Below are 24,154 nucleotides of genomic sequence, written 5' to 3' on the forward strand. Positions count from 1 at the left end.
AAATGAAGTGAGAAAAAATTGAATAAAATTGAGAGTTTATCTACAGAAGGACGTAATCCGAATTCCATGAATTTAGACCAAGTTTCGACTTTAGAAATGGTTAAAATCATGAACAATGAAGATGCGAAAGTAGCAGCAGGGATTTCAACTGTATTACCTGAAATTGCTCAAGCTATTGATCGTGCTGCTGAACGTTTTGCGACAGGCGGGCGTATCATTTATATAGGGGCAGGAACGAGTGGCCGGTTAGGACTTTTGGATGGTGTTGAATTAACACCAACTTACAGTGTTCCCGCAACACGAGCTTTTGGAATTATCGCAGGAGGGGACGAAGCAGTTTACAAGGCCATTGAAGGTGCCGAAGACTCTCGTGAACTAGGATTGGCTGATATAAAAGCAGTTGAGCTAACGCCTCAAGATATATTGATTGGGTTATCTGCAAGTGGCCGGACACCCTATGTTTTGGCAGCGTTGGAATATGGCAAAAAAGTGGGCGCACTGACGATTTCAGTATCTGCAAATCCAAACAGTGAAATGGCTACAGTAGCTGATGTGGGGATAGATGTTGCTGTTGGTCCTGAAGTTATCACAGGGTCAACACGGATGAAGTCAGGCACTGCACAGAAGATGGTGTTAAATATGATTTCTTCAGGAATTATGGTTAGGACAGGTAAGGTTTACCAGAATTTGATGATTAACGTCCAAGCGACAAATGAGAAGTTAGTGAATCGTGGTATTCGTATCGTTTCTCAAGCAACAGGTGTTAGTTTTGAAGAAGCTGAAAAAGTCTTTTATGAATCTGGAGAACGTGTGAATGTCGCAATTCTGATGCTGGAGTTAAGTATTTCAAGCGATGAAGCTAAAAAATTACTTGAGGAAAAAGATGGAAATATCGCCAATGTTATCCGAGAAAGCAAATGATATTTTTTAAATATTGGAAGCCGCAGTAGTTCGGGAAGATACACCTGGCTTTGCGGCTTTTTATATGGAAAACCAACACAGTCAAACTGTATATGGTGGGACAATAGATTATGTTGAGAAAGTCACCTCATCGTCCCTTTATGACTTGGCTAGCCTGACTAAAGTTGTCGGAACAACAACGCGCATACTTCAACTTATAGACCGCGAAGAAATATCTCTTTCAGATTCGATCGGCGTGTTTTTTCCTATGCTTGAAGAGTTGAAATTAACAATCGAAGACCTTCTCTTGCACCGTGCAGGCTTTCCTGCTGACTTTACAGATAAAACAGATTTTTCACAGGAATTCTTTTGGAACTTTTTGAAGAAAATTAACCTCCCTTTGCCTAATGAAAGGCACACGATTTACTCCGACATTGGTTATTTACTCCTGGGAGAAATCATTGAAAAAATAGACGGTTGTGGACTTGAAGAGAGTTTTCGCACTCATGTTTTTGAGCCTTTGGGTATGGTATCGACGACCTATTTTCCAGATGAAAGTTCTGCTGTACCGACAGAGATTACGCTATCTCGAGGTAAGATTAAAGGTATTGTTCACGATGGGAAAGCCTATCTCTGGGAAAAAGAAGCAGGTCATGCGGGACTTTTCAGCACGATTGGAGATTTAGAAACTTTTGTTAGAGCAGTTTTTTCAGGGGATATTTTATCTGATGAGCTGTTAACGACTTTACAGACATTTGAGGTTTCGGGACGGACACTAGGCTGGCTTTCTCGTGGTGCTGGGCAGCTCTATCATACAGGTTTTACGGGAGGTGTGATATGTTTAGATCTTTTACAGATGCGTGCTTTAGTTGTGCTGAGTAATCGAACATATCCTAATCGGGAAAACAAGAGTTATATTTGTGTTCGACAAGATATAATAGAAAAATTTTTTGAAAGTGAGATTTAGGAAAGATTCCAAGATACTTTAGCTTTATGAGATAAAATAAAAAATCTGCTTAAATGCAGATTTTTTATCACCGAATTTCCATAATATCCTCAAGCCCCAAACGAAAGCTTGGTTGGCCAGTTTCCTCAGAAGTTCCAAAAGGGATGATGAGTTCTGGACGGTATTTTTTATTGACGTTGAGAATCTCATTGATTTTTTCTGTGCGTTTATAGCCAAGGACAACATTGGCTTTATAACCTTTATCATAGATAGCATAGAGCAAGTTCATTGTGACAAGGCCAGTTGTTATAGACATATAGGTATTGAGATATTCAGCATCAAAACTATTGACATAAGCTTGATAGCGTTGAGTAAAGCGTTCAATGTCAAGGCTTGAAAGTTCTTCACTGCCACGCTCGCTAATAAGTTTAAGGCGATCGGCATATTGACTGTCCGCAAAAATCATAATCAAGCCACCTGCTGTTTCAATCTGCTCGTGATTTGAAGGATTGACTTCTTTTAAAAGTGCGGCTTTGGCTTCAGTTGAATCAATAACGACAAAGTGCCAACTTTGTATATTAATGCCTGAAGGGGCTAAACGAGCAGTTTTAATAATGCCTTTTATCTCTTCAAGAGGAACTTTCTTCCTATCAAACTTTTTGACGGCATGGCGTGTTTGGGCTAATTCTAAATATTCCATTTCTTCCACTTTCTAATTTTTTACTAGAGCTATTTTAGCAAATAAACATCGAAATCACATGAATTGAAAATGGTGATAATATGGTAAAATGGAAGAATGGAAAATACGCAAAAAATAGCTGAATTACTAAATATTAAAAGTTCACAAGTTCAAAAAGTACTTGAACTGACAGCAGAAGGTAACACAGTACCTTTTATTGCCCGTTATCGAAAAGAAGTTACGGGCAGCTTAGATGAAGTTGAAATCAAAAAAATTATTGACGAAAATGATAGTCTAACAAAACTTAAGGATCGAAAAACAGCAGTGCTGTCCAAGATTGAGGAGCAAGGCAAATTAACGGATGCGCTTAAGGCTCAAATAGAAGCAGCTGAGAAGCTATCCGAAGTTGAAGATTTCTACCTTCCTTATAAAGAAAAACGCCGCACAAAAGCCACAGTGGCGAAAGAAAATGGTCTTTTCCCGCTTGCACAACTCATTGTTAAAAATACACCAAGTCTTGAAGCAGAAGCAGAGAAATATACGAATGAAACTTTCGCCACAGTAGCAAAAGCGCTTCAAGGTGCCATGGATATCCTGGCAGAGGCGATCTCTGAGGATGCTAAATTGCGGAGCTGGCTATTGAGCGAAGTGAAACAAAATAGCCTCTTAGAAAGTCGTCTGAAAGAGCAAAGCCTTGATGAGAAAAAAGTCTTCCAAATTTATTATGAATTTGCGGAGAAAGTATCTGAGCTTCCTAATCATCGTGTACTCGCTTTGAATCGTGGCGAAAAGATGGGCGTTCTTTCTGTAAAATTTGAACATAACGAAGATAAGATTTTACGCTTTTTTGAAAATCGTTTTGCTGCGCGAAACAACAAATATATGAGTTTAGCCATAAAAGAAGCAGTGAAGAAAAAGCTGCTTCCAGCGATGGAACGCGCAGTACGGGGGGAATTAACAGAAAAAGCTGAAGATGCAGCCATCGAAGTATTTGGTGAAAACTTGAAAAACCTGCTCTTGGTGGCACCGCTTAAAGGGCGTACAGTGATGGGATTTGACCCCGCGTATCGTACAGGAGCAAAGCTCGCCATTGTTGATGCAACAGGTAAACTTTTGACGACGACAGTTATCTATCCCGTAAAACCTGCTAATGCGAGTCAAATTGCCCAAGCGAAAAAGGAGTTAGCAGCACTAATCTCTAAATATAAGGTCGATATGATAGCTATTGGTAATGGAACAGCCAGTCGTGAATCCGAAGCCTTTGTGGCCGAAGTCTTAAAAGAAAACAGTCTTTCTGATGTCTTTTATGTTATCGTGAGTGAATCTGGGGCTTCTGTTTACTCGGCTTCAGAGTTGGCGCGTGAAGAGTTTCCGGACCTGACGGTAGAAAAGCGTTCGGCTATTTCCATTGCAAGAAGGTTGCAAGATCCTTTGGCTGAGTTGGTGAAAATAGAACCGAAAGCTATTGGTGTAGGACAATATCAACATGATGTTGCAGAGAAGAAACTTACCGAAAACTTGGACTTTGTTGTTGAAACGGTCGTCAACCAAGTTGGTGTCAATGTAAATACAGCAAGTCCAGCGCTACTTTCACATGTTGCTGGTTTTAACAAAACCTTAGCCAACAATGTCGTGAAGTTTCGTGAGGAAAATGGAGCTCTCAAAAGCCGCGCGCAGTTGAAAAAAGTTCCACGTTTAGGGGCGAAAGCTTTTGAGCAGGCAGCAGGCTTCCTTCGTATTCCTGAAGCAAAGAATTTCCTTGATAACACTGGAGTCCATCCAGAGTCGTATCAAGTGGTCGAAAAATTACTTGAAACACTTGATATAGCTGACCTCGATGCGAATTCCGCAGCAATTTTGAAAAAAGTAAATATTTCCGAAATGTCAGAAAAACTTGGGGTTGGTCGCGAAACATTGACAGATATTATTGCTGATTTGACAAAGCCAGGACGTGATTTACGTGATAATTTTGATGCACCAATCTTACGCCAAGATGTTCTTTCCGCGAGCGATTTACGTGTGGGCCAAAAACTTGAAGGAGCAGTGCGTAACGTTGTCGATTTTGGTGCCTTTGTGGATATTGGTATTAAAAATGACGGATTGATTCATGTTTCTGACCTGAGCAAAAACTTTGTGAAAAATCCTCATGAAGTTGTTGCTGTCGGACAAATCGTAACCGTTTGGGTAAAATCAATTGACCAAGAGCGTGGTAAGATTAATTTAACTTTGGTTGAACCACGTGAACAATGAGGAATTAACGGACTATGTGCGCCATCTCTCTATAGAGAAATTTGCGCGCCCATTTCTGCATACTGCTCAGTGGAATAATAGGTTACGCAGTACGGGCGGTCGCTTTTTTCCTAAGGATATGCATTTGGATTTTAACCCTAAAATGGCAAATCGAGCAGAGTTTGATGGTATTATTCTCCATGAGCTGGTTCATTATCATCTCTATGACCAGCAACGAGGTTATAAGCATAAAGACAGGGAGTTCAAGGATTTACTTGCTCAAGTAGGAGGTTTACGTTATGCTCCATCAATAAGAGAGGCTAAACATACTTATGTGTGTCAAAGCTGTCAGCAGATTTATCAACGTCAACGTAAAATTGATATAAAAAAATATGCCTGTGGCAAATGCCGCGGCAAACTAAAAGAACAAGGATAACTTCTTGTTCTTTTTTCTTTGCTTTTTTTAGTGTTAATTTCGTTTTTTTCTCGTATTAGTTAGTGAAGGATTTATCACGATTTTTAAGGAGAAAGACGATTGAAAAGTAAAAAAAAGATGATGATGTTTTTAGTCTTAAGTTTGCTACAAATACTTATTGCTGTGTTTATAGTTGTGAAAAGAGAGGATTTTATTTATCTATTACCCGCAAAAGAGCCACAAGTATTAAGAGATTTAGCCTATGACAAGGACAAACGCTTGGGCTACACCATTCACATCAAAGAAGAAGGAAAGTTGGTGCCCTATCTGGTGCTCACGAAAAATTACATTAATCAAGGCAATGTCTTGTTGCTTCGCAAATACCTGCTAGATCCGCCCATGTCTTTTCGAGATGGCTGGGAGGAAGCTTATTATGGCCACAGCATACCGGATGCCTTTATGCACAAGGACTTTATCAAGCGTTTGTCTAAAGATGTGCAGAAAAATATCCCCCTTACAGAGCTGGGGATAAAACCCTCGGCAAAAAAATGCAGGAATGGGGCATATAGAAAAAATAAAGCGGAAACTTTTCTTGCTTTCGGACGTTGATGTTGGAGATGATAGAGGCAAGCATCGTATGGGGGATGACCGTAATTTACTTTATTTTAAGCGAAAAGGTAGAGTAAAAGAGGACAGGTTAGCTTATTCAGATGGGAATTCAACTCCTTACAGTTGGTGGCTCCGTACTGCTTTTGCGACGGATTCTGTAGTAGCTAGTGTAGTTAATTATAAAGGGAGGCTTGGAGGAAATGGTGTTGCCTACATCTCTTATGTCCGTCCAGCCTTCACACTGCCACCAGAAACAGAGGTGGAGGAAAAAGAGAACGACGAGCAGACAATATATGTGCTTAAGACAGATAAATAAAGGAGAAGAAGATGTTTAAAAAATTATGTTTATTGTTGTTTGTGCTGTGTCAACCCATATTTTTTGGTGCACGTGTATCTGCTACAGTAGTGAAAGATTTGGATTTAAGTATCAGTTTGTCAGAAGTTCAAAGACAAAAGATAAGCTTTGAAGCTCCCGATGACAGTAAAATAAAACAGTGCAGCATTTTTCTGATGGACAGCTCCAGAAGTATGGGTGGAAGAAGCGTCAAGTAGACCAAAGATATGGTTGGCAAGTTTGTAAAAGAGTCGGGTGCGTCCAAGCAGGTGCACCACATTGCGGAGGAAGAACTTATTGCGAAGTTTAGAGAGGTGAGGTCAGATGACCAGTAAAAAAATATTTTTTCTTATTGCCTCACTCCTCTTAAGTATTGTCCTCTCAATTGCCCTCATAAAGAGAGACGAGCTTGTATATTTGTTTCCTGCAAAAGAACCACAAATCCTAAGAGATTTAGCTTATGACAAGGATAAACGCTTAGGATATACTGTTCACATCAAAGAAGATGGTAAGTTAGTGCCCTATCTGGTGCTCACGAAAAATTATATTGATCAAGGCAATGTCTTATTGCTTCGAAAGCATCTTGTAGATCCGCCCATGTCTTTTCGGGAAGGCTGGGAGGAAGCCTACTACGGACATAGCATACCGGATGCTTTTATGCACAAAGACTTTATCAAGCGTTTTTCCAAAGAAGTGAAGGATCGGATCCCTCTCACAGAAATTGCGATTGAACCCTTAGAACCGACATCATCAAAAAGATATTTGGAAAAAATAGAGCGGAAGCTTTTCTTGCTTTCGGATATTGATGTAGGAAATTTTAAGGACGGACTCCGTTTGGAAGGTGACTGTAACTTACTATATTTCAGACGAAAAGGAGGGATTAGAGAGGATAGACTTGCCTATTTAGAAGGAGACCTTGTTAGCTATCCTTGGTGGTTGCGTACAGTTTTTGAAACTGCCTCTGCAGTGGCTAAAGTGATTGGTTATGAGGGGAGGTTTGGAGGAAATGGCGTAGTTTACCCTGCCTATGTCCGCCCAGCCTTCACACTTCAGCCTGAAACGAAGGTGGAGGAGAAAGAAATCAAAGGGCACAAGGAATATGTGCTTAAAATAGATAAGTAAAGAGGTTGGGGTAAAAATTAACATTGGACTCCTTTCGCTTAAAGTTTCAAAAATAAAATCGCTCACCAATGCTATGTAAGAATATCGTGTTCCAATATCTTTTTTCTTGACGAAAAAATTTGCATGTCGTAAGAAAAAAGCGTAAAATAGAAAAAATATATTTTTATGGGGGCTCTAATCTAATGCTTAATTCAGAAACCATTGCTTTAATGCCGAAAGTTGAACTTCATTGTCATCTTGATGGTTCACTCAGTTTGCCTTGTATTAAGCAGCTGGCTAATAACATAGGGTACGATTTTAATATGAGTGATGATGAAATACTGAATTGTGCACAAGCGCCAGAAACGACTCAAAGTCTTTTGGAATATCTGGAGCGTTTTGACTTCGTTCTTCCGTTACTACAAAGCTATACTAATCTTGAGCTGGCAGCTTATGATGTGGTTCGTCAAGCTGCTGAGGATAATGTCAAATATATTGAAATTCGCTTTGCACCTGGTCAGCATCTGGAAAAAAATCTAGAACTTGAAGAAGCTGTAGAAGCTGTTATTGCTGGTGTTTCTCGTGCTGAAGAAGACTTTGATATTGTCGCAAATGTTCTTCTCTGTGGTCTTCGTCAGGTGCCAATCGAGCGTTTGGAAAAGTTGGTTCCGCTTTTTGATGAAATCGATGATGAGCATTTGGTTGGCTTTGATATGGCAGGCGATGAAGTAAACTACCCTCAAGTAAAATTTAAAAACTTGCTGGATAAGGTGACGTGTCGTGGGGTACAAGTCACACTGCATGCAGGTGAGTGTCCAGGGTGCGAACAAAACATTATTGATTCTGTCGAGATGGGAGCAACACGTTTGGGACATGGCATTATGACGAAAGAGCTTCCAGACTATCAACATGTTTTGATAGAGTTGGGTATTGTTTTGGAAATGGCACCAACCAGTAATTTTCAAACAAAAGCTATCCGCCATCTTGAAGAATATCCTTTTTTAGAATTGTATAAGAAAGGTCTTCATGTAACCATAAATACTGACAATCGCACAGTAAGTAATACCAATTTGCAAAAGGAATATGAGAAAATTGCAGAATGGTATGATTTTCAGGTGAATGATTTTGAAAAAATCAATCATTATGCTATTGATGGCGCCTTTATTAGTGAGGAAGAAAAAGAAGCTCTCCATCAGCGGTTTTCCATTGAGTATGCCCAAATAAAAAAACTGATTAACATCAGCTCTTTTTAATGAAGTAAAAGAATGAAAGTAAAGAAGAGAAGAAAGCCACCAAAAAACAAGCTTACTACATCTTGTCTTCTTTCGTTTTTCTGAAAGGCATGATAAAGCAAGAGTCCCATCAAACCACCGGAAGTATTTGTGATGATGTCGGTTATATCGGTGGCTCCGATGCCGAAAATATATTGAAGGATTTCGACAAAGAGACTGACAAGGAAAATTGTTCCCCATTTTCCAAGAAAGCTCCGTTCTGAAAAGCGACCCATAAAAAAACCAAAAGGAATAAAAATAAGGATATTAAAAAGGATTTCTAAACGTCCACCAGAAGCATCAAAAGGTGAAACATTTAAGCTACGTGAAGGGAACAAATGTGCTGTATTTATCGTATGTGTGATATCAAATTTAAAAAGAATCCCCCAAAATAGAAATAGAAGATAATAAGCAAAGATAATTTTGGAGAATTTATACATGAAAGTCCTCAGATATTCAAACGTTTTTTATCCTTAATTATAGTAAAATAACTGAAAATAAGCTTAATGCGCCTAGAACAGGAAATAAAAAACCACATCGAAAGATGTGGTTTTTGTATTATTTTTCGTCAGGTGTCATAATCATCGGAACGATAAGTGGACGACGTTCAGTTTGTTTATAGAGGAATGGAGCCAACGCTTCACGCATTGCCCGTGCCACAACAGCTTCATTAGCATTTTCGGTATTGAGCATGGCTTCACGGATAGCATTGAAAAGTACACGTTGACCATTACGGATCAAATCCCCAGACTCACGCATGTAAATAAAGCCGCGACTTAACATATCAGGACCTGCAAGCACTGTTTTATTTTTGAAATCCACAGTAGCAACAGCAAGAACAATACCATCTTCAGCAAGCTCATGACGGTCATGAAGCACTGCATTACCGACATCACCAATACCTGAGCCATCAACATAAGTATCAGCAGCAGGGAAATGATCAGCATAACGTGCTGAATCAGCAGTCAAAGCCAGAACATCTCCATTTTCGAAAATGAAACAATTTTCTTTAGGCACACCAGTATCTTGAGCGAGCCCGGCATGAATTTTTAACATGCGGTACTCACCATGGACAGGCATGAAGTATTTTGGTTTAATCAAACGGAGCATCAATTTTTGCTCCTGTTGTCCACCGTGCCCAGAAGTATGAATATTATTCATCTTACCATAAACCACGGTTGCACCAGCTTCGGTGATTGTGTTAGCCAACTGGTTTACACCATGTGTGTTACCTGGTATCGCGTTAGATGAGAACACAACAGTGTCTCCCATTTGTAGTGTGATATGACGGTGCATACCATTAGCGATACGGCTTAGAGCAGCCATTGGTTCACCTTGAGAACCTGTACACATAATGAGTAGTTCGCTTGAATTGTATTGGTTCACCTCATTTGGTTCAATAAAAGTTCCTTTAGGGGCTTTTATATATCCAAGTTCAAGTCCGTTAACGATGGCTTTTTCCATAGAACGACCAAAGACAACAATCTTGCGTCCGGTTTTCACAGCACCATCAACAGCTTGCTGTAAACGGAAGATGTTTGAAGCGAAAGAAGCGAAAATAATGCGTCCTTCAATGCGTTCGAAAATCTTCATGATATTTTGGCCAACAACTTTTTCAGAGTGAGAGAAGATTGGAATTTCGGCATTGGTTGAGTCAGAGAGAAGAAGCAAAACACCTTCTTCACCAAGAGCCGCCATACGATGTAAATCAGCGGGATCACCAACAGGCGTAAAGTCAAACTTGAAGTCACCTGTGGCTACAACTTTACCTTGAGGTGTTTCCACAACAATACCCAAAGGTTCTGGAATGGAGTGAGTTGTACGGAAAAAGTTAACACTTAAGTTGTTAAATTTAATTTCGCTGTCCGCATGAATTTCAAAGAGTTTTGCATCACGCAAAAGCCCGTGTTCTTCCAATTTTCCACGAATTAAAGCAAGTGATAACGGACCTGCATAAATAGGGATATTCGCTTGCTTAAGCAAGAAGGGAATACCACCGATGTGGTCCTCGTGTCCGTGTGTAATGAAGAGCCCTTTGATACGGTCGATATTTTCGACAATATAACTATAATCTGGGATAACATAATCGACACCTAATAGGTCATCTTCTGGAAATTTTATACCGGCATCGATGATGATAATTTCATCTTGATATTCGACACCATATGTGTTTTTTCCGATTTCGCCCAGTCCGCCAATAGCGTAAACTGCGACTTCGTCGGAGTTAATTTTTAATGGTTTAATCATTGTTTTCTTTCTATACATATTTGTATGACAAAATCACTTTAGAGTGGTGACTTTTGTCCCTTTCTAAAGTGTTTTGCAGTAAATCTTTTGATGATGCAGGTTGCAAGCATCTTTTTTTAATTAAAAGCTTGTAATTTCAAGGCCACCGTTTTCTTTTTCATATTCAACGGCTTCGTCTGAAAGTGAATCGATGAATTCAACGTGATAGTCTGTGTTTGCAGCTAAAAGTTCGCGCGCTAAGATGACACCTTCACGTGTATCTGTAACATCAAGGTCAAGGTAGAGAACCTTAGTTGTTTCACGACGTGGTGAACGTGTTTTGTCTTCTTGGTAAAATGCTTTGAAAATCATATTATATTTGAGCGAATAAAAATTCGCTTTCCTTTCTTTTGTTTCCGAGTGTTTCAGTTTTACAGTTACTTTCATTTTAGCATAAAATGGAGATAATGAAAAGTAAAGGTTTATAGGGCCAAAGCATTTAGAACAAGAAGAGCTTTTTCAAAGAAGTAAAAGACAGACAAAAAGTTGAGTGAAAATAATAGTAATACTTTTGTCAGTGATAAAGAAAAATACAAAATAGGAAAGCGAAAAATTTCAAGAAATATAAAAAATGTTATAATAGATACTATCGTATACTTCTAGATGTTTAAAAGAGCTACACACTTTGTTCTGACTTGCATATTCGATAGTGTGAAAAGTAATTACTGAGATGCAGATATTAGGGTATAATAAAATAAGAAGAATGGAGAATAGAATCTCGTGAAAATTTTAGCTTTTGACAGTTCAAGTAAGGCCTTGTCTGTGGCACTTGTCGATAATGATGTTTTGTTGGGAGAGATTACTCTAAATTTAAAGAAAAATCATAGCACTACTCTGATGACATCTGTTGACTTTTTGATGCACCAATCAGCAGTAGAAGCGAGTGAACTTGACCGCATTGTTGTAGCCCAAGGTCCAGGATCTTATACAGGATTGCGTTTAGCAGCGACTGTCGGGAAGACGCTTGCCTACAGTTTAAATAAGGACATCGTTGGTGTCTCAAGTCTTTTCGCTATTGCAAGAAGATTGAAAACGGACAGAGCCGTTGTTCCTGTGATGGATGCACGTCGTGGTAACGCTTATGCTGCGCTTTACCAAGAAGATAAAGAAGTTGTCCCAGGACAGCATTGTGTCTTTCGTGACTTCTTAGCAAACTTAGATAAGAATCTTCCGCTTGTATTTACAGGGGAAACAGAAAACTTTGTGGCTGACATTGAAGCTGCAGGGTTTACAAACTTTGAAATTATTGAAGACAGCTTAGACAAACTACCTTCAGCTTATCAAATCGCCCTATTTGGCAAAAACCTAAAACCTGTAGCGGTTCACGGCTTTGCTCCAAATTATTTGAAAAAAGTTGAAGCAGAAGAGAAATGGTTGGAGACACATGAAGAATCTGAAAACGCTACTGGCGAATATGTTCAAAGGATTTGAACCACGTCGTTATCTTAATATGGATGAGGTGGACTTAAAGTCAAATATTGACGGTGTAGATTATCGCTTGGCAGAGCGTAAAGATATTGTAGACATGCTTGCGATTGAGCGTGATGTTTATGATGGAGAAGTTCCATGGACTTTTTCGCATTTTGAACACGAGATAGTTCAGGATGAGAATGCCTTCTTTGTTTCAGCAGTCGTTGACGATAAACTTATTGGTTTCATTGGGGTTCGCCTTACAGAACGTGGTAAAGTCGTGCATATCACAAATCTTGCAGTTGCTGTAGCCTATCAAGGTAAGGGTGTTGGGAGTAATCTCGTCAACCAAATGATTCGTCTAATGACACTTCTTGGTAAGCAGCAGATGACGCTTGAAGTGCGGCGTGACAATACAAAAGCTCAAGGTCTTTACCGTCGCTTAGGTTTTTCAACAGGGAAGCTGATTTCTCACTATTATGAGGACGGCGGTGATGCTGTGTGGATGTCAAGACAGTTGAGAGCTGAACATGAAAATTGAACGTTTTGATTCTGCAAAGTTTGATACGCAGGACATAGCCTGTAAGCTAAAAGAAATTTTAGAGCTTTGCTATGGAGAATCACCTTGGTCTGAACCCTATCTCCTTAGCAACCTGAAAAGGGATATCTATTTTCTAGCTGAAGTAGACGATGAGCTTGTTGGTTTTTTAGCAATTCAAGTGGTCATGGAAGAGATGGAAATTACCAATCTTGCAGTGAAGCCAGAATTTCAAAGTAACAAAATAGCCAGCACGTTGATGGATCAAGTTGCTGATTTTGCTGGTACCCTGTTTTTAGAAGTACGGGAATCTAATAAACCAGCGCAAAATCTCTATAAAAAATATAATTTCGAGGCCTTCTATACTCGGAAAAACTACTATTCGCACCCGACAGAAGATGCGATTCTAATGAGGAAGATACAATAAAATGAATGACAAATATATATTAGCTTTCGAAACCTCTTGTGATGAGACATCTGTCGCTGTTTTGAAAAATGGCACAGAACTTCTCTCTAATGTTATTGCAAGTCAGGTGAATAGCCATAAACGTTTTGGTGGAGTAGTCCCTGAGGTGGCTAGCCGGCATCACGTGGAACAAATTACCGCCTGTATTGATGAGGCCTTAGAGCAAGCTGGTATTACTGCAAAAGAACTCTCAGCTGTAGCTGTGACAGAAGGTCCAGGACTTGTTGGGGCTTTACTTGTGGGTATCATGGCCGCTAAAACTTTTGCCTGGGCCAACAAGCTTCCATTAATTCCTGTCAATCACATGGCTGGTCATCTTATGGCTGCAGCTTTAGTAGATACTATTGAATACCCAGCCATGGCTCTTTTAGTCAGTGGTGGGCATACAGAGTTGGTTTATGTGGAATCTGAGGGAAACTATAAAAAAATTGGTGAAACACGAGATGATGCAGCAGGGGAAGCCTATGATAAAGTCGGCCGTGTCATGGGGCTAACTTATCCTTCAGGGAAGGAGATTGATGAGTTGGCACATAAAGGAGAAGATACTTATGCTTTTCCACGTGCAATGATGACTGCAGCAGATGGTTTGGAAATGTCTTTTAGTGGTCTGAAATCGGCATTTATCAATCTTGTTCATAATGCAAAACAGCAAGGACAAGATTTAGTGGCTACAGACTTAGAAAATTTAGCTGCCAGTTTTCAAGCAGCGGTGGTTGATGTCTTAATTGCTAAAACCAAACGTGCCCTTGAACAATACCCAGCTAAAACCTTAATCGTTGGTGGAGGAGTATCCGCTAATCAAGGTTTACGTGAGCGGCTTGCCACCGATATGAAGGATATTAAAGTCATATTGCCTCCCCTTCGCCTCTGTGGTGATAATGCTGGAATGATAGCAGCAGCAGCAACTATAGAGATGGAAAGGGAAAACTTTACTGATTTATCACTTAATGCGCGCCCGAGCCTTGTTTTTGGTGATATTTGAAGCAAAAAAACTCAGAGTATTTCTGAGCTTTTTTTATTTTTTAATGACCGGTAACCAAATCTCACCGTAATAACTGCCATCAGGTCGCTCTTGACGATAAGCAAGATGTGGACCACCAAGATAGGTATAGTCCATAACTTTGGGGAGAATTTTTCGAAAAGCTTGATGTGACAAATGTTCAAAAATTTTTCCCTTAGCTGCTGTATCAGAAATTACAATATAGTTACTTTCAGGAAATTTGAGTAAACGACAGTCCTCCTTTAGCTCTTTGCGACTCTCCACTGCAAAATAATTCCAAGGTTTTCCGAGGTAATCCGTATGAACAGACCACTCCCGCTCATTTTTAGCTCTTTTCTTGAGCTTTGCTAAGCGGCCATCATTTTGCAAACCCAACTCAAATATTTCTCTTTCGAGGGCCAAAGAGCGGTAGTCTTGCAGCGCGGCTTGAATGGGAAAACCATAAGCCGCTAAGATGAACGGGTTTTTATGCTCTAGAGTATAATCAATCATAGTCGCTCCTTAGTTAACAACGGTTAGTTCATGGATTGAACGTCCTTGGTCATCAAACATTTCCAACCAGCTGTTTGTTCCTGCAAAGTAGAGAAAATGGCCGATTTCATTGACGGAACGCAGAATGATGTCTTCAGTAGTGGTCCAAGTTTCAGGATCGAATTTTTCTTGATTTTCTTCCCTAAGGTTTAACGTAAATTTTGCAGTGAAGCCAAGGGTACCATCGGCCCTTTTAGGCGCTGCCTCATTAGGTAGCATTTTTGCACCTGCAAGCAGCCGCATTTCGGTAGATTTTTGCCAGATAACTGTGCCGGATGTTCCTTCATGTTTAATATGAAATGGAATATCTGAGATAGCCTTTTTCCAGCGGTGTTGCGCTTTAGCTGAAAAAGCTTTCTTCTTTGCGAGTTTAAAACCGAACGCTTCAAGGCTAGGCAAAAATTCATCAGCAGCTTTACTACAGATGGTATAGACATTTGAGGGGAGTTTAATCCTTTCAGGAAAGACGGCTAACTTCATAGAAGCTTCTTGAGCTTTGTCGAGGAGAAAAGCTTCAAGATAGGCAGTGTCTATTTCATATGCCTTAGGATCAAGGACAATAACTTTATCAAATTCCAACTTAGGGATTATTTTTTTATCGGCAGCAATCATAATAATCTGGCTTTTTTTCGTTAGGAAAAATATTTCGCCTTTTTTGAGGGCAAAACGACTATTATTACTATCAAAGATACGGATCGTGGCACCAGAGGAAAGTTCAAGAAGGAGTTTTCCCTTCTCATCAATCGTTACTGAAAACTTTGTTTTTTTCATAACTTTATTTTAACAGAAAAGTCTATTTTTTCATCTTTTTTTGAATACCCTTTATCTAATTAAAGAGTTTCTACTTATTTAATAAACTTTTTTCCTATAAATGAAAAATAGACCATTTAATAATTTATGTAAGCACCTTTAAAAATTAAATGTGGGAAAGCAAAGCTTTTCTCGAAATTTTCTAAACAATTTGCTATAATTAAGTAAACTAACGAAAAAGGAAGCGAACAACATTATGGCAGTAAAACGTTTAATTGAAACATTTGTACCAGAAAATTATAAAATTTTCCTTGATATTGACCGCAAATCAAAGACCTTCAAAGGTCAGGTGGCAATCAAAGGTGAAGCTAAAGCTGAAACTATTTATTTCCACCAAAAAGATTTGAATATTACTAAAGTTTCTGCTTTTAGTGTTGAAGCAGACTTTACTGTGGATAATGCCAACGAAGAACTTACAGTTAAAGTGGGCCAAAAAGGTCAAGTGACTGTTTCCTTTGAATATGAAGGTAAAATCACAGATAATATGATGGGCATTTATCCTTCATATTACGAAGTAAACGGTGAGAAGAAAATGCTTATCGGTACGCAATTTGAATCACATTTTGCTCGTCAAGCTTTCCCATCAATTGATGAACCAGAAGCTAAGGCTACTTTTGACCTATCGGTTAAATTTGATGAAGAACCAGGTGATATTATTATTTCCAATATGCCAGAACTTCTCAATATTGAAGGAATTCACGTATTTGAACGTACAGTTCGTATGAGTTCTTATCTTCTTGCTTTTGTCTTTGGGGATATGCAGTATAAAAAAGGACGTACAAAATCTGGTGTTGAAGTAGGAACTTTCTCAACGAAAGCACATTCTGAAGATGTTTTAGATTTTCCTTTGGATATCGCGATTCGTTCGATTGAATTTTACGAGGATTACTATAAAACCCCTTACCCATTGCCACACAGCTGGCATGTTGCACTGCCTGACTTCTCAGCAGGTGCTATGGAAAACTGGGGTTGTATCACTTACCGTGAAGTCTGCATGCTGGTTGACCCAGAAAATGCAACAGTTGCCAGCAAACAATATGTAGCAACAGTCATTGCGCATGAGTTAGCCCACCAATGGTTTGGTGATTTGGTAACAATGCGTTGGTGGGATGATTTGTGGCTCAATGAATCATTTGCCAACAACATGGAATACGTGGCAATTGATGCTATTGAACCTGATTGGAAAGTTTGGGAAAGCTTCTCTGTTAAGGAAGCCAGCCTTGCTTTAGATCGTGATGCTACAGATGGTGTTCAATCTGTTCATGTGGATGTGAATCATCCTGACGAAATTGGTACACTCTTTGATGCTGCTATTGTCTATGCTAAAGGTTCACGCTTGATGGTCATGCTCCGTAAATGGTTGGGGGATGAGGACTTTTCTGCAGGACTTCGCAAATACTTTGAAACGCACCAATATGGCAATACCGTAGGTGATGATCTTTGGGATGCACTCTCAAGTACATCAGGTAAAAATGTGGGCGAATTTATGCATTCATGGGTAAACCAACCCGGTTATCCTGTCTTGACTGCGGAAGTTGTTGATGACACACTTATTTTAAGCCAACAACAATTCTTCATTGGTAAAGGGGAAGACAAAGGGCGCTTGTGGCAAATTCCATTGAACACAAACTGGAAAGGCTTGCCAGATACGTTGACTACGGAAAAAGTTGAAATTCCGGGCTATGCAGCACTTAAGGCTGAAAATGAAGGCCAACCGCTCTTCTTCAACGAAGCACACGCAGCACATTATATTATTGATTATAAAGGTCAGCTTTTAGATAACCTTTTGGCCGATCTTGAGAAACTGGAAGATATTACGAAATTCCAAATTCTTCAAGACCGTAAGTATCTTGCTAAAGGTGAGGTTATCAGCTACGCTGATGTTGTGAATATCTTACCAGCCTTTGCCAATGAAGAAAGTTATATCGTCAACCAAGCGCTTAACCAAATCTTTAGTGAGCTAGATATCTTTATTGATGATGAGTCAGCTACAGAAAAATCTTACAAATCACTTGTGGGTAAAGTTTTTGCTAAAAACTATGCACGTTTGGGATGGGAGAAAAAAGCTGGTGAATCAGCTGGAGACGAAACTTTACGTGGGACAGTACTCTCACGGACTCTCTACTCTGAAAACCCTGAAGCAGTAGAAAAAGCGAGTGAGATTTACGCAGCGCATAAAGACAATGTAGCAACTATTCCTGCGGATATTCGACCAATTGTCTTGAATAACGAAATAAAAACAAGTAATTCTGCGGAACTTGTAGCTTCTTATATGGATACTTATGTGAAAACAAGTCTCCAAGAACTAAAACGTGAATTAGCTGCAGCTGTAGCCAATGTCCGTGATGAAGCAGCAATTAAAGGACTCTTGGAAGATTTCAAAAATGCGGATATCGTTAAACCTCAAGATATTGCATTCTCTTGGTTCTACCTCTTAGCGAAAGACTTCGCTCAAGATGCTGCATGGACTTGGGAGCAAGAAAACTGGGATTGGATTGCCGAAAAACTTGGCGGTGATATGAGCTATGATAAGTTTGTCATCTATCCAGGTAATGTCTTTAAGACAGCCGAAAAGTTTGAAGAATATAAAGCTTTCTTTGAACCAAAATTGAGTAACCCAGGACTTAAACGTTCAATCGAGATGGCGATTAAACAAATTGATGCACGTGTATCATTGATTAATAATCAAAAGAGTGCAGTCGAAGCTGCCATCGTAGATGTAGAAAAAGAATTGTAAAAAAGACTTCTTAGAAATCAGAAAGAGCTGAATTCTAAGAGGTTTTTTCTGTGTAGCAAACTTCTGTAAACATCTAAAACCCAATGTAAAAAAAAAGCCTTGAAATTGAGAATTATCTGAACAAGGTATGTGATAAACTATAAAAGTAAAAAAATTAACAGAGTAGGGCCAATGCGTTAAGTGCTGTGAAATGGGATGTCGTTCACAGACGAAACTTGAATTTTTCAAGTGCGGTAGAGGCTTGCATCCGCTGATTCTCATATAATCAGTTACTCACCAGATCCTTGGGAGGTACTATATGAAAAGATTTACTGTGAAGCTGTCACTCATACAGCTTGTTTTTTTGGCGATTTTGCTGGCATTGTCCATCATTTTACGTTCTTTCACTTTTGGGAGCAGTTTTTGGAAGTTATCGCCAGGATTTATTGCTGATGGTTTGATTGGCTTCTTTGTTGGCCCTTTATGGGCAGGTTTAGCTTTAGGGCTGGGTGATATATTTGGCGTTTTGTTCCGAGGAAGTATTTCCTCGCCAGGTATGACTATAACAGCAGCTCTAGTCGGATTTATCTATGGTTGGGCTTTTTATAACAAGAAGTTCAGTCTAACACGAGGTAAAGATTGGCTCTACATTTTAGCTGTTGTAAGTGTAACAATGGTTCTCCAAACCGTGTTACTTAATACTTTTTGGCTTTCGCTCATGTATCAGACACCTTTTAAGGTTCTATTAGCTACGCGACTTCCTTTGCTTGTACAGATTCCTATAAGAACGGTTATTTTCATGTTGGTATTTGATAATATTCAACGTTTACCGCAGATTATGAGGCGTCTAAAAACATAAAAGAAAACCGTCATTTTTGACGGTTTTTTGTTTTGAAAATTGTCAGAGCAACGATTAACAGGATAACTCCCATGCAGGCAGGAGCCGAAGAGAACATAAAGTTGTCCCCCAATAATAGGACCTAAAATACGCGTTAGTGCTTGTAAAGCTTGGCTACTCCCTTGAATCTGTCCTTGTTGGTGTTCAGTGACTGATTTAGAGAGAGTTCCATTGAATGGTGGGGCAAAAATCGAATCACCAAAACCGTAGATAAAAATACCAATTACAAAATAGAAAGGGTGCAGGGTAAAGGCAGAGACAGCCATAAAAATATAGCCAAAGAGTTCCGCAACTATCGCACATTTAATGATGGATTGGTCCGTCAATTTTTTTAATAGAAAAGGCATAATGAGCGCCTGGCTAAAAATATCTTGAAGTCCCATAATAGAAAATAGAAGACCGATTTGTACGGGTTGCCAAGAGAAGTTATCTAAAGAAAACTGAGCAACAATAGCTTGTAATGCACCATTTGGAAGCCACAACAACAGTGCAGCTAGAAATAAACGGTTCAGTTGTTTTATCTCAAATAAGTTTTTGAGAGGTGCAAAGGGATAAAGCTGATGTGGATCTAGCTTAATAAGTCTTTCTTTTGGTGAAAGGCTTTCAGGCATAAAGAAAAGGCCGTAGAGGAGATTGAATAAGCTGAGAACAGCAGCAAAATAAAAGGGAACGCGGTTACCATAATGAGCTAACAGTCCTCCAAAAGTTGGACCTAACAATGTTCCGACTCCAACAAGGGCAGAAATCCATCCGAAGATTTTAGTGCGGGAAGCAGCTGGCGTAATATCGGAAAAGTAGGCAAATAAAGTGGCAATATTTCCTCCGGAAATACCATCGATGATACGGCCAAGGAAAAAGAGCCATAGTGCTCCAGCCATGCCAAAGATGAGATAACCCAAGGCAGAGCCAAGTAAGCAGAAAAGTAAAATCGGTTTACGGCCATAGCGATCACTCAATGTTCCTAGAGCTGGCGCTGCAAGAAAAGTGCATAAGGCATAGATAGAGGTCAAGAAGCTGATGACTAAGGGTTGATTTTGTGATGAGGTATAGGGCTCCAGTAAAAAAGGAACCACAGGATTGATAATGGTAAAGCCAAGGCCTGTAAGAAAAACGGAAAATAAGCCAAAGCTCAATGCGTGTTTATTTAGTGTATGCATATAACTCCTTATTAATGTTTCCGCGGAAACTATAAAAGTATAACTTATTATTGTTTCTTTGTCAACAAAAACTAAATTAAGAAAAACAACCCCATTCTATATGGAGTTGTTACGGAGTTCTTTATCAAGGTGTTGATTGTAAAGTTGAGTAAACTCTAGTATCGTTTCTAATTTTTCAGAACTGAAGGAATCAAAGACTGCTTGATCATTGAGTAGAAAAGCTTTGTGAAGATCTTCGTGCTGCTGATTTATTTTTCTTCCTTTTGAAGTCAGTCTAAAATAAATTTCTTTGTTGTTGTTGGGATTTCTAAATGTTATAATATCTTGCTTTTGGAGGAGTTTTTTTGTTGCTTTACTAATTGCTCCTCGAGTGACATATAGTTCTTCTGCCAACCGTGTGACATTTGGGTTATTAAGCTTGGCAATGAACTCAATGCAGGCGATTTCCAAAAAAGAATAACCTTTGAATTTTTCGACCATTTGAGGTTTTCGAAGTTGATCCATTTTATTAAAGAGATCTGTAAGGCTCAGCATAATTTCTTCTTGTTGTTTCATACTAGCTTTCTCCTGTCACTTGACGATAAATGCAACGCCAATATTCATTTCTGCGCCAGATACTTGATACAGTGTAACTTTTTTGATTGTCCAAGTAATGATAGGTGAGGATAAATGTCTTTTTGCTGACTTGCTCTGCTTGGTAATTTTTGATGGCTAAATCTTCTGTTTCAACAGCACTTGCTATATATTCTTCCTGTTGAATAATTTTACCCTTTGTCGTAATTGCTTGAAATTGAGGCGCTAAAAGTTGATCAAGATGTTTACCGTTGAGAAGGGTCTCTTCTTTGGGCAAAAGCTCTAATGCACGTGAAGCAAAGTGTTCTTCTTCAGGTAACGCAGCGGGTTCAACATGGACATCAACATCATAAACATCAAAACCAGCCATGAGCATGCGTTCTATTTTTTCGGTAGCGGCATGACTTTCATAGACAGAAAGATCACGGGACATCTCAACGACAACATCCAGAAAGATATTACTGCCATAGGTACGACCCCGAATCATCTTTACAGACTTGACTTTGTTTACGAGCTCAATCGCTTCTTTATAATCTGCTAAAAGATTGTCATCAAAACCATCGGAAAGTGAAAAAACACTATCACGGAAAATATCATAAGCCGTTTTCAGGATGAAACCGCAGATAACAAGAGCCATAATACGGTCAAGCCATATCCAATGCAAGGCAGCTGCCACAATGGCGACAGTTGTACCCAAGGATGTTAGTGCATCACTAAGGTTATCTTTACTGGAAGCTTCAAGTGCTTTCGATTGAGTTTTTTTCGCTAAACGGCTAGAGTAGAGGTAAACGCCAATCATCACAAAGGCAGAAAATAAAGCCACTGCTGCACCAACGGGGTTGATTTCAGTGGAACTTCCTTCTATAAAACCAACGATTGTTTGGCGCAAAACTTCAAAGCCAATGAAGAACATGATGAAACTAGAAATCAGACTAGCAATTGATTCAACCTTCCAGTGCCCATACGTATGGTCGTTATCAGAAGGGATACGCGCAATACGCAAACCAATCACGATAGCAATATTTCCTAAAATATCGGTGACATTATTAAAACCATTCGCGAGAAGGGAGGCTGAATTGGTGATTTGAGCTACACCAAGTTGTAAAAGAGACAGAAATATATAAGCCGCTATACTGACCCACACGCCTCGTTCGGCGAGTTTAAGGTTATGAGAGCGTGATATTTTGCTATTATTCATAAGCTTAATTATAACAAAAAAGCAGAGGAGCTGCTTTTAAAGGACGAAATAATATCCTATAAGGTCGCTTTTCGGCTTTGAACGTGGAAGCTTTTGAGCTTAATTTCTATTATTAATAAGTTGTCGCAAATGATTGACACTCTTATTAAAAAACGGTAAAATTAAATTGTTAGTTTATTTTTGTTATAAACTAAAGAAAAGACTAATAGTGTTAGTTATTAGCATTGCAAAATAGATGCTTAAATGTTATAATTTTTCAGCTAACGTATTTATTCTTGTTATTTTTGACAAGAAAATGAAAGGAAACTTTTTTATTTATGGTAATGAAAGCCATCGGCAAGTACAAATTGCTTGTCTTCGCTGCCCTTGCTACCATGCTTCTTCAAGTTGGTGCCGCTCTTTGGCAGCCCCAATATATGAAGAACATTTTGAGTGTTATGGCAGAATCTATTTCGATATCGGACAAGGTCGATAAAATTAATCATTATGGGGTATATCTTCTACTTATAGCCGCTGTGGGATTAATTGGTTCTATCCTTAATACAGTAACTGCTGCAAAGATTGCTCAGTCTGTATCGGCGGATATCCGTGAAGAAACCTTCCGAAAAATCCAAACTTTTTCTTATGAAAATATTGAGAAGTTTAATGCAGGTAATCTTGTTGTTCGGATGACTAACGATATCAACCAAGTGCAAACACTTCTAATGATGACTTTCCAAGTCTTGATTCGAGTACCGTTGCTCTTTATTGGTGCTTTTATCTTGTCTATTATCACGATGCCAGAACTTTGGTGGATTATTATTGTGATGGTTGTTCTTATTGTGTTAGTGACGATGTTATCCATGAAATCTATGGGTCCTCACTTTATGGTTTTCCAAAAATTGATGGACCGTATTAATGGAATTGCCAAAGAAAACCTACGTGGTGCTCGTGTCGTTAAATCATTTGTTCAAGAAAAAGATCAAATCCAAAAATTTGATGCCACATCTGATGAGTTATTGGGTCATAATATGGCTGTAGGTTACACTTTTGCTGCGATGATTCCCGCATTTACAATCATTTCACAATTGGCTGTTTTTGGCGCAATTTTACTGGTTTCTACTTATGTAACACGTGATTTGAATACCGCCGCTAATACGCTTGGTGGGATTATGTCCTTTATCCAATACATGATGCAAATCATGATGGCGATTATCATGGGCGGTATGATGTCAATGTTTGCCTCTCGTGGTTTCGTTTCTATTGGACGTATTAACGAAATTTTAAAAACTGAACCTGCGATGGTGTTTGAAGATGTTGCGGACGAAGAACTTAGCGGTTCTGTTAAGTTTGATCATGTCTCTTTTGCTTATCCTAACGATGAACATCCAACCTTACAAGACATCAGCTTTGAAATTCAACCTGGACAAATGGTTGGTATTGTCGGAGCAACGGGTTCTGGTAAGTCAACCCTGGCTCAATTGATTCCGCGTCTTTTTGACCCAACTGAAGGTACAGTAAGTGTAGGTGGAAAAGATTTACGCCATGTTTCTAAAGCTACTCTGAAAAACACAATTTCAATTGTCTTACAAAAAGCAATTCTTTTCTCTGGGACAATTTCTGGCAACCTGAAACAAGGGAAAGCAGATGCGACCTTGGAGCAAATGAGCCGTGCAGCCAGCATTGCGCAGGCAGCAGAGTTTATTGAAAAACTGCCCGATCATTATGAATCACAGGTTGAAGAACGTGGGAATAACTTCTCAGGCGGACAAAAGCAACGTATGTCGATCACGCGTGGTATTATCAAAGATCCTAAAGTCCTTATCTTAGATGACTCAACATCAGCGCTTGATGCCAAGTCAGAAAAACTAGTACAAGAAGCTTTGAGCAATGACTTAAAAGATACGACAACAATTATTATCGCTCAAAAGATTTCATCTGTCGTTCATGCGGACAATATTCTGGTCCTTGATGAAGGTAAACTTGTGGCGCAAGGCACACACGCAGAGCTCGTTGAGAATTCTGCAGTTTACCGTGAAATCTATGATACACAGAAAGCAAAGGAGGACTAAATTTTCATTGTTCTTCAATTGTTTATGAAAAACAAG

At 39.2% G+C, this 24,154-nt stretch carries 22 protein-coding genes, 2 pseudogenes and 1 riboswitch; of the genes and pseudogenes, 15 read left to right on the top strand and 9 right to left on the bottom strand.

Going from position 1 to position 24,154, the window contains the following annotated elements:
* The first annotated feature begins 66 nt into the window (after positions 1-66).
* Together murQ and LACDD01_RS08080 are read left to right on the top strand one after the other, a co-directional pair.
* Positions 67-921: an N-acetylmuramic acid 6-phosphate etherase gene (gene murQ, locus LACDD01_RS08075; protein WP_050810933.1), complete on the top strand. Its 855-nt coding sequence runs from the start codon at positions 67-69 to the stop codon at positions 919-921.
* Positions 922-934: 13 nt separating this feature from the next.
* Positions 935-1,867: a serine hydrolase domain-containing protein gene (locus LACDD01_RS08080; protein ID WP_231863411.1), complete on the top strand. Its 933-nt coding sequence runs from the start codon at positions 935-937 to the stop codon at positions 1,865-1,867.
* A 67-nt stretch (positions 1,868-1,934) separates the two neighbouring features.
* Here the strand turns inward: LACDD01_RS08080 and LACDD01_RS08085 are convergent, their stop codons facing one another.
* Positions 1,935-2,546, bottom strand: coding sequence for a nitroreductase family protein (locus LACDD01_RS08085; protein ID WP_061414262.1), 612 nt, complete (start codon positions 2,544-2,546; stop codon positions 1,935-1,937).
* 96 nt (positions 2,547-2,642) lie between these two features.
* On the opposite strand from LACDD01_RS08085, the gene LACDD01_RS08090 reads away from it, so the two are divergent.
* From LACDD01_RS08090 to add, 6 genes and pseudogenes are all read left to right on the top strand, one after another.
* Positions 2,643-4,775, top strand: coding sequence for a Tex family protein (locus LACDD01_RS08090; RefSeq protein ID WP_061414264.1), 2,133 nt, complete (start codon positions 2,643-2,645; stop codon positions 4,773-4,775).
* A complete protein-coding gene (locus LACDD01_RS08095) occupies positions 4,756-5,190 on the top strand; it encodes a SprT family protein (RefSeq protein WP_061414266.1) in 435 nt (144 codons plus the stop codon). Before LACDD01_RS08090 ends, LACDD01_RS08095 begins: the two co-directional genes overlap by 20 nt.
* Before the next feature lie 99 nt (positions 5,191-5,289).
* A pseudogene (locus LACDD01_RS08100) lies at positions 5,290-6,094 on the top strand (DUF6273 domain-containing protein).
* An 11-nt stretch (positions 6,095-6,105) separates the two neighbouring features.
* On the top strand, positions 6,106-6,330 hold the full coding sequence (locus LACDD01_RS08105) for a hypothetical protein (protein WP_061414269.1): 225 nt from the start codon (positions 6,106-6,108) through the stop codon (positions 6,328-6,330).
* Positions 6,331-6,436: 106 nt separating this feature from the next.
* The gene (locus LACDD01_RS08110; RefSeq protein WP_061414272.1) at positions 6,437-7,234 is read left to right on the top strand and encodes a DUF6273 domain-containing protein; all 798 of its coding nucleotides are present in this window, start codon (positions 6,437-6,439) and stop codon (positions 7,232-7,234) included.
* A 182-nt stretch (positions 7,235-7,416) separates the two neighbouring features.
* Positions 7,417-8,466: an adenosine deaminase gene (gene add, locus LACDD01_RS08115; RefSeq protein ID WP_061414275.1), complete on the top strand. Its 1,050-nt coding sequence runs from the start codon at positions 7,417-7,419 to the stop codon at positions 8,464-8,466.
* Here add and LACDD01_RS08120 read toward each other — a convergent pair.
* The 3 genes from LACDD01_RS08120 to LACDD01_RS08130 form a co-directional block, all read right to left on the bottom strand.
* Positions 8,463-8,924 carry a VanZ family protein gene (locus tag LACDD01_RS08120; protein ID WP_019293650.1) on the bottom strand — a complete coding sequence of 154 codons (462 nt, stop codon included), beginning with the start codon at positions 8,922-8,924 and terminating at the stop codon, positions 8,463-8,465. The genes add and LACDD01_RS08120 overlap by 4 nt on opposite strands.
* A 118-nt stretch (positions 8,925-9,042) precedes the next feature.
* Positions 9,043-10,731, bottom strand: coding sequence for a ribonuclease J1 (rnjA, locus tag LACDD01_RS08125; protein ID WP_061414278.1), 1,689 nt, complete (start codon positions 10,729-10,731; stop codon positions 9,043-9,045).
* 120 nt (positions 10,732-10,851) lie between these two features.
* Positions 10,852-11,082, bottom strand: a complete 231-nt coding sequence (locus LACDD01_RS08130) for a DNA-directed RNA polymerase subunit epsilon (RefSeq protein ID WP_017369648.1) — start codon at positions 11,080-11,082, stop codon at positions 10,852-10,854.
* A gap of 408 nt (positions 11,083-11,490) precedes the next feature.
* On the opposite strand from LACDD01_RS08130, the gene tsaB reads away from it, so the two are divergent.
* The 4 genes from tsaB to tsaD are packed head-to-tail and all read left to right on the top strand — an operon-like array spanning position 11,491 to position 14,166.
* A complete protein-coding gene (gene tsaB / locus LACDD01_RS08135) occupies positions 11,491-12,201 on the top strand; it encodes a tRNA (adenosine(37)-N6)-threonylcarbamoyltransferase complex dimerization subunit type 1 TsaB (protein ID WP_046400855.1) in 711 nt (236 codons plus the stop codon).
* Positions 12,185-12,721: a ribosomal protein S18-alanine N-acetyltransferase gene (gene rimI / locus LACDD01_RS08140; protein ID WP_061414281.1), complete on the top strand. Its 537-nt coding sequence runs from the start codon at positions 12,185-12,187 to the stop codon at positions 12,719-12,721. The genes tsaB and rimI (LACDD01_RS08140) overlap by 17 nt, the downstream gene beginning before the upstream one ends.
* The gene (gene rimI, locus LACDD01_RS08145) at positions 12,711-13,145 is read left to right on the top strand and encodes a ribosomal protein S18-alanine N-acetyltransferase (RefSeq protein WP_061414284.1); all 435 of its coding nucleotides are present in this window, start codon (positions 12,711-12,713) and stop codon (positions 13,143-13,145) included. The genes rimI (LACDD01_RS08140) and rimI (LACDD01_RS08145) overlap by 11 nt, the downstream gene beginning before the upstream one ends.
* A 1-nt stretch (position 13,146) precedes the next feature.
* Positions 13,147-14,166: a tRNA (adenosine(37)-N6)-threonylcarbamoyltransferase complex transferase subunit TsaD gene (tsaD, locus tag LACDD01_RS08150; protein ID WP_019291803.1), complete on the top strand. Its 1,020-nt coding sequence runs from the start codon at positions 13,147-13,149 to the stop codon at positions 14,164-14,166.
* 33 nt (positions 14,167-14,199) lie between these two features.
* Here the strand turns inward: tsaD and LACDD01_RS08155 are convergent, their stop codons facing one another.
* Both LACDD01_RS08155 and LACDD01_RS08160 read right to left on the bottom strand, forming a co-directional pair.
* Positions 14,200-14,676: an effector binding domain-containing protein gene (locus tag LACDD01_RS08155; RefSeq protein WP_061414287.1), complete on the bottom strand. Its 477-nt coding sequence runs from the start codon at positions 14,674-14,676 to the stop codon at positions 14,200-14,202.
* Positions 14,677-14,685: 9 nt separating this feature from the next.
* Positions 14,686-15,486 (bottom strand): hypothetical protein, encoded by an 801-nt coding sequence (locus LACDD01_RS08160; protein ID WP_061414290.1) that lies wholly within the window; start codon positions 15,484-15,486, stop codon positions 14,686-14,688.
* A 235-nt stretch (positions 15,487-15,721) separates the two neighbouring features.
* On the opposite strand from LACDD01_RS08160, the gene LACDD01_RS08165 reads away from it, so the two are divergent.
* Positions 15,722-18,262 carry a M1 family metallopeptidase gene (locus tag LACDD01_RS08165; RefSeq protein ID WP_019291800.1) on the top strand — a complete coding sequence of 847 codons (2,541 nt, stop codon included), beginning with the start codon at positions 15,722-15,724 and terminating at the stop codon, positions 18,260-18,262.
* A gap of 156 nt (positions 18,263-18,418) precedes the next feature.
* A riboswitch (THF riboswitch) is annotated at positions 18,419-18,517 on the top strand.
* Between the two features lie 43 nt (positions 18,518-18,560).
* The gene (locus tag LACDD01_RS08170) at positions 18,561-19,100 is read left to right on the top strand and encodes a folate family ECF transporter S component (protein ID WP_019293643.1); all 540 of its coding nucleotides are present in this window, start codon (positions 18,561-18,563) and stop codon (positions 19,098-19,100) included.
* 10 nt (positions 19,101-19,110) lie between these two features.
* Here LACDD01_RS08170 and LACDD01_RS08175 read toward each other — a convergent pair.
* The 3 genes and pseudogenes from LACDD01_RS08175 to LACDD01_RS08185 all read right to left on the bottom strand — a co-directional run bounded on the left by LACDD01_RS08175 (position 19,111) and on the right by LACDD01_RS08185 (position 22,067).
* A pseudogene (locus LACDD01_RS08175) lies at positions 19,111-20,296 on the bottom strand (MFS transporter).
* 96 nt (positions 20,297-20,392) lie between these two features.
* Positions 20,393-20,851, bottom strand: coding sequence for a MarR family transcriptional regulator (locus LACDD01_RS08180; RefSeq protein WP_061414293.1), 459 nt, complete (start codon positions 20,849-20,851; stop codon positions 20,393-20,395).
* Position 20,852: 1 nt separating this feature from the next.
* The gene (locus tag LACDD01_RS08185; protein ID WP_061414295.1) at positions 20,853-22,067 is read right to left on the bottom strand and encodes a cation diffusion facilitator family transporter; all 1,215 of its coding nucleotides are present in this window, start codon (positions 22,065-22,067) and stop codon (positions 20,853-20,855) included.
* 317 nt (positions 22,068-22,384) lie between these two features.
* On the opposite strand from LACDD01_RS08185, the gene LACDD01_RS08190 reads away from it, so the two are divergent.
* Positions 22,385-24,118 carry an ABC transporter ATP-binding protein gene (locus tag LACDD01_RS08190; protein ID WP_019292261.1) on the top strand — a complete coding sequence of 578 codons (1,734 nt, stop codon included), beginning with the start codon at positions 22,385-22,387 and terminating at the stop codon, positions 24,116-24,118.
* The last annotated feature ends 36 nt before the right edge of the window (positions 24,119-24,154 follow it).

This window comes from Lactococcus sp. DD01 (genome assembly GCF_001578715.1).
Taxonomy (GTDB): domain Bacteria; phylum Bacillota; class Bacilli; order Lactobacillales; family Streptococcaceae; genus Lactococcus; species Lactococcus petauri.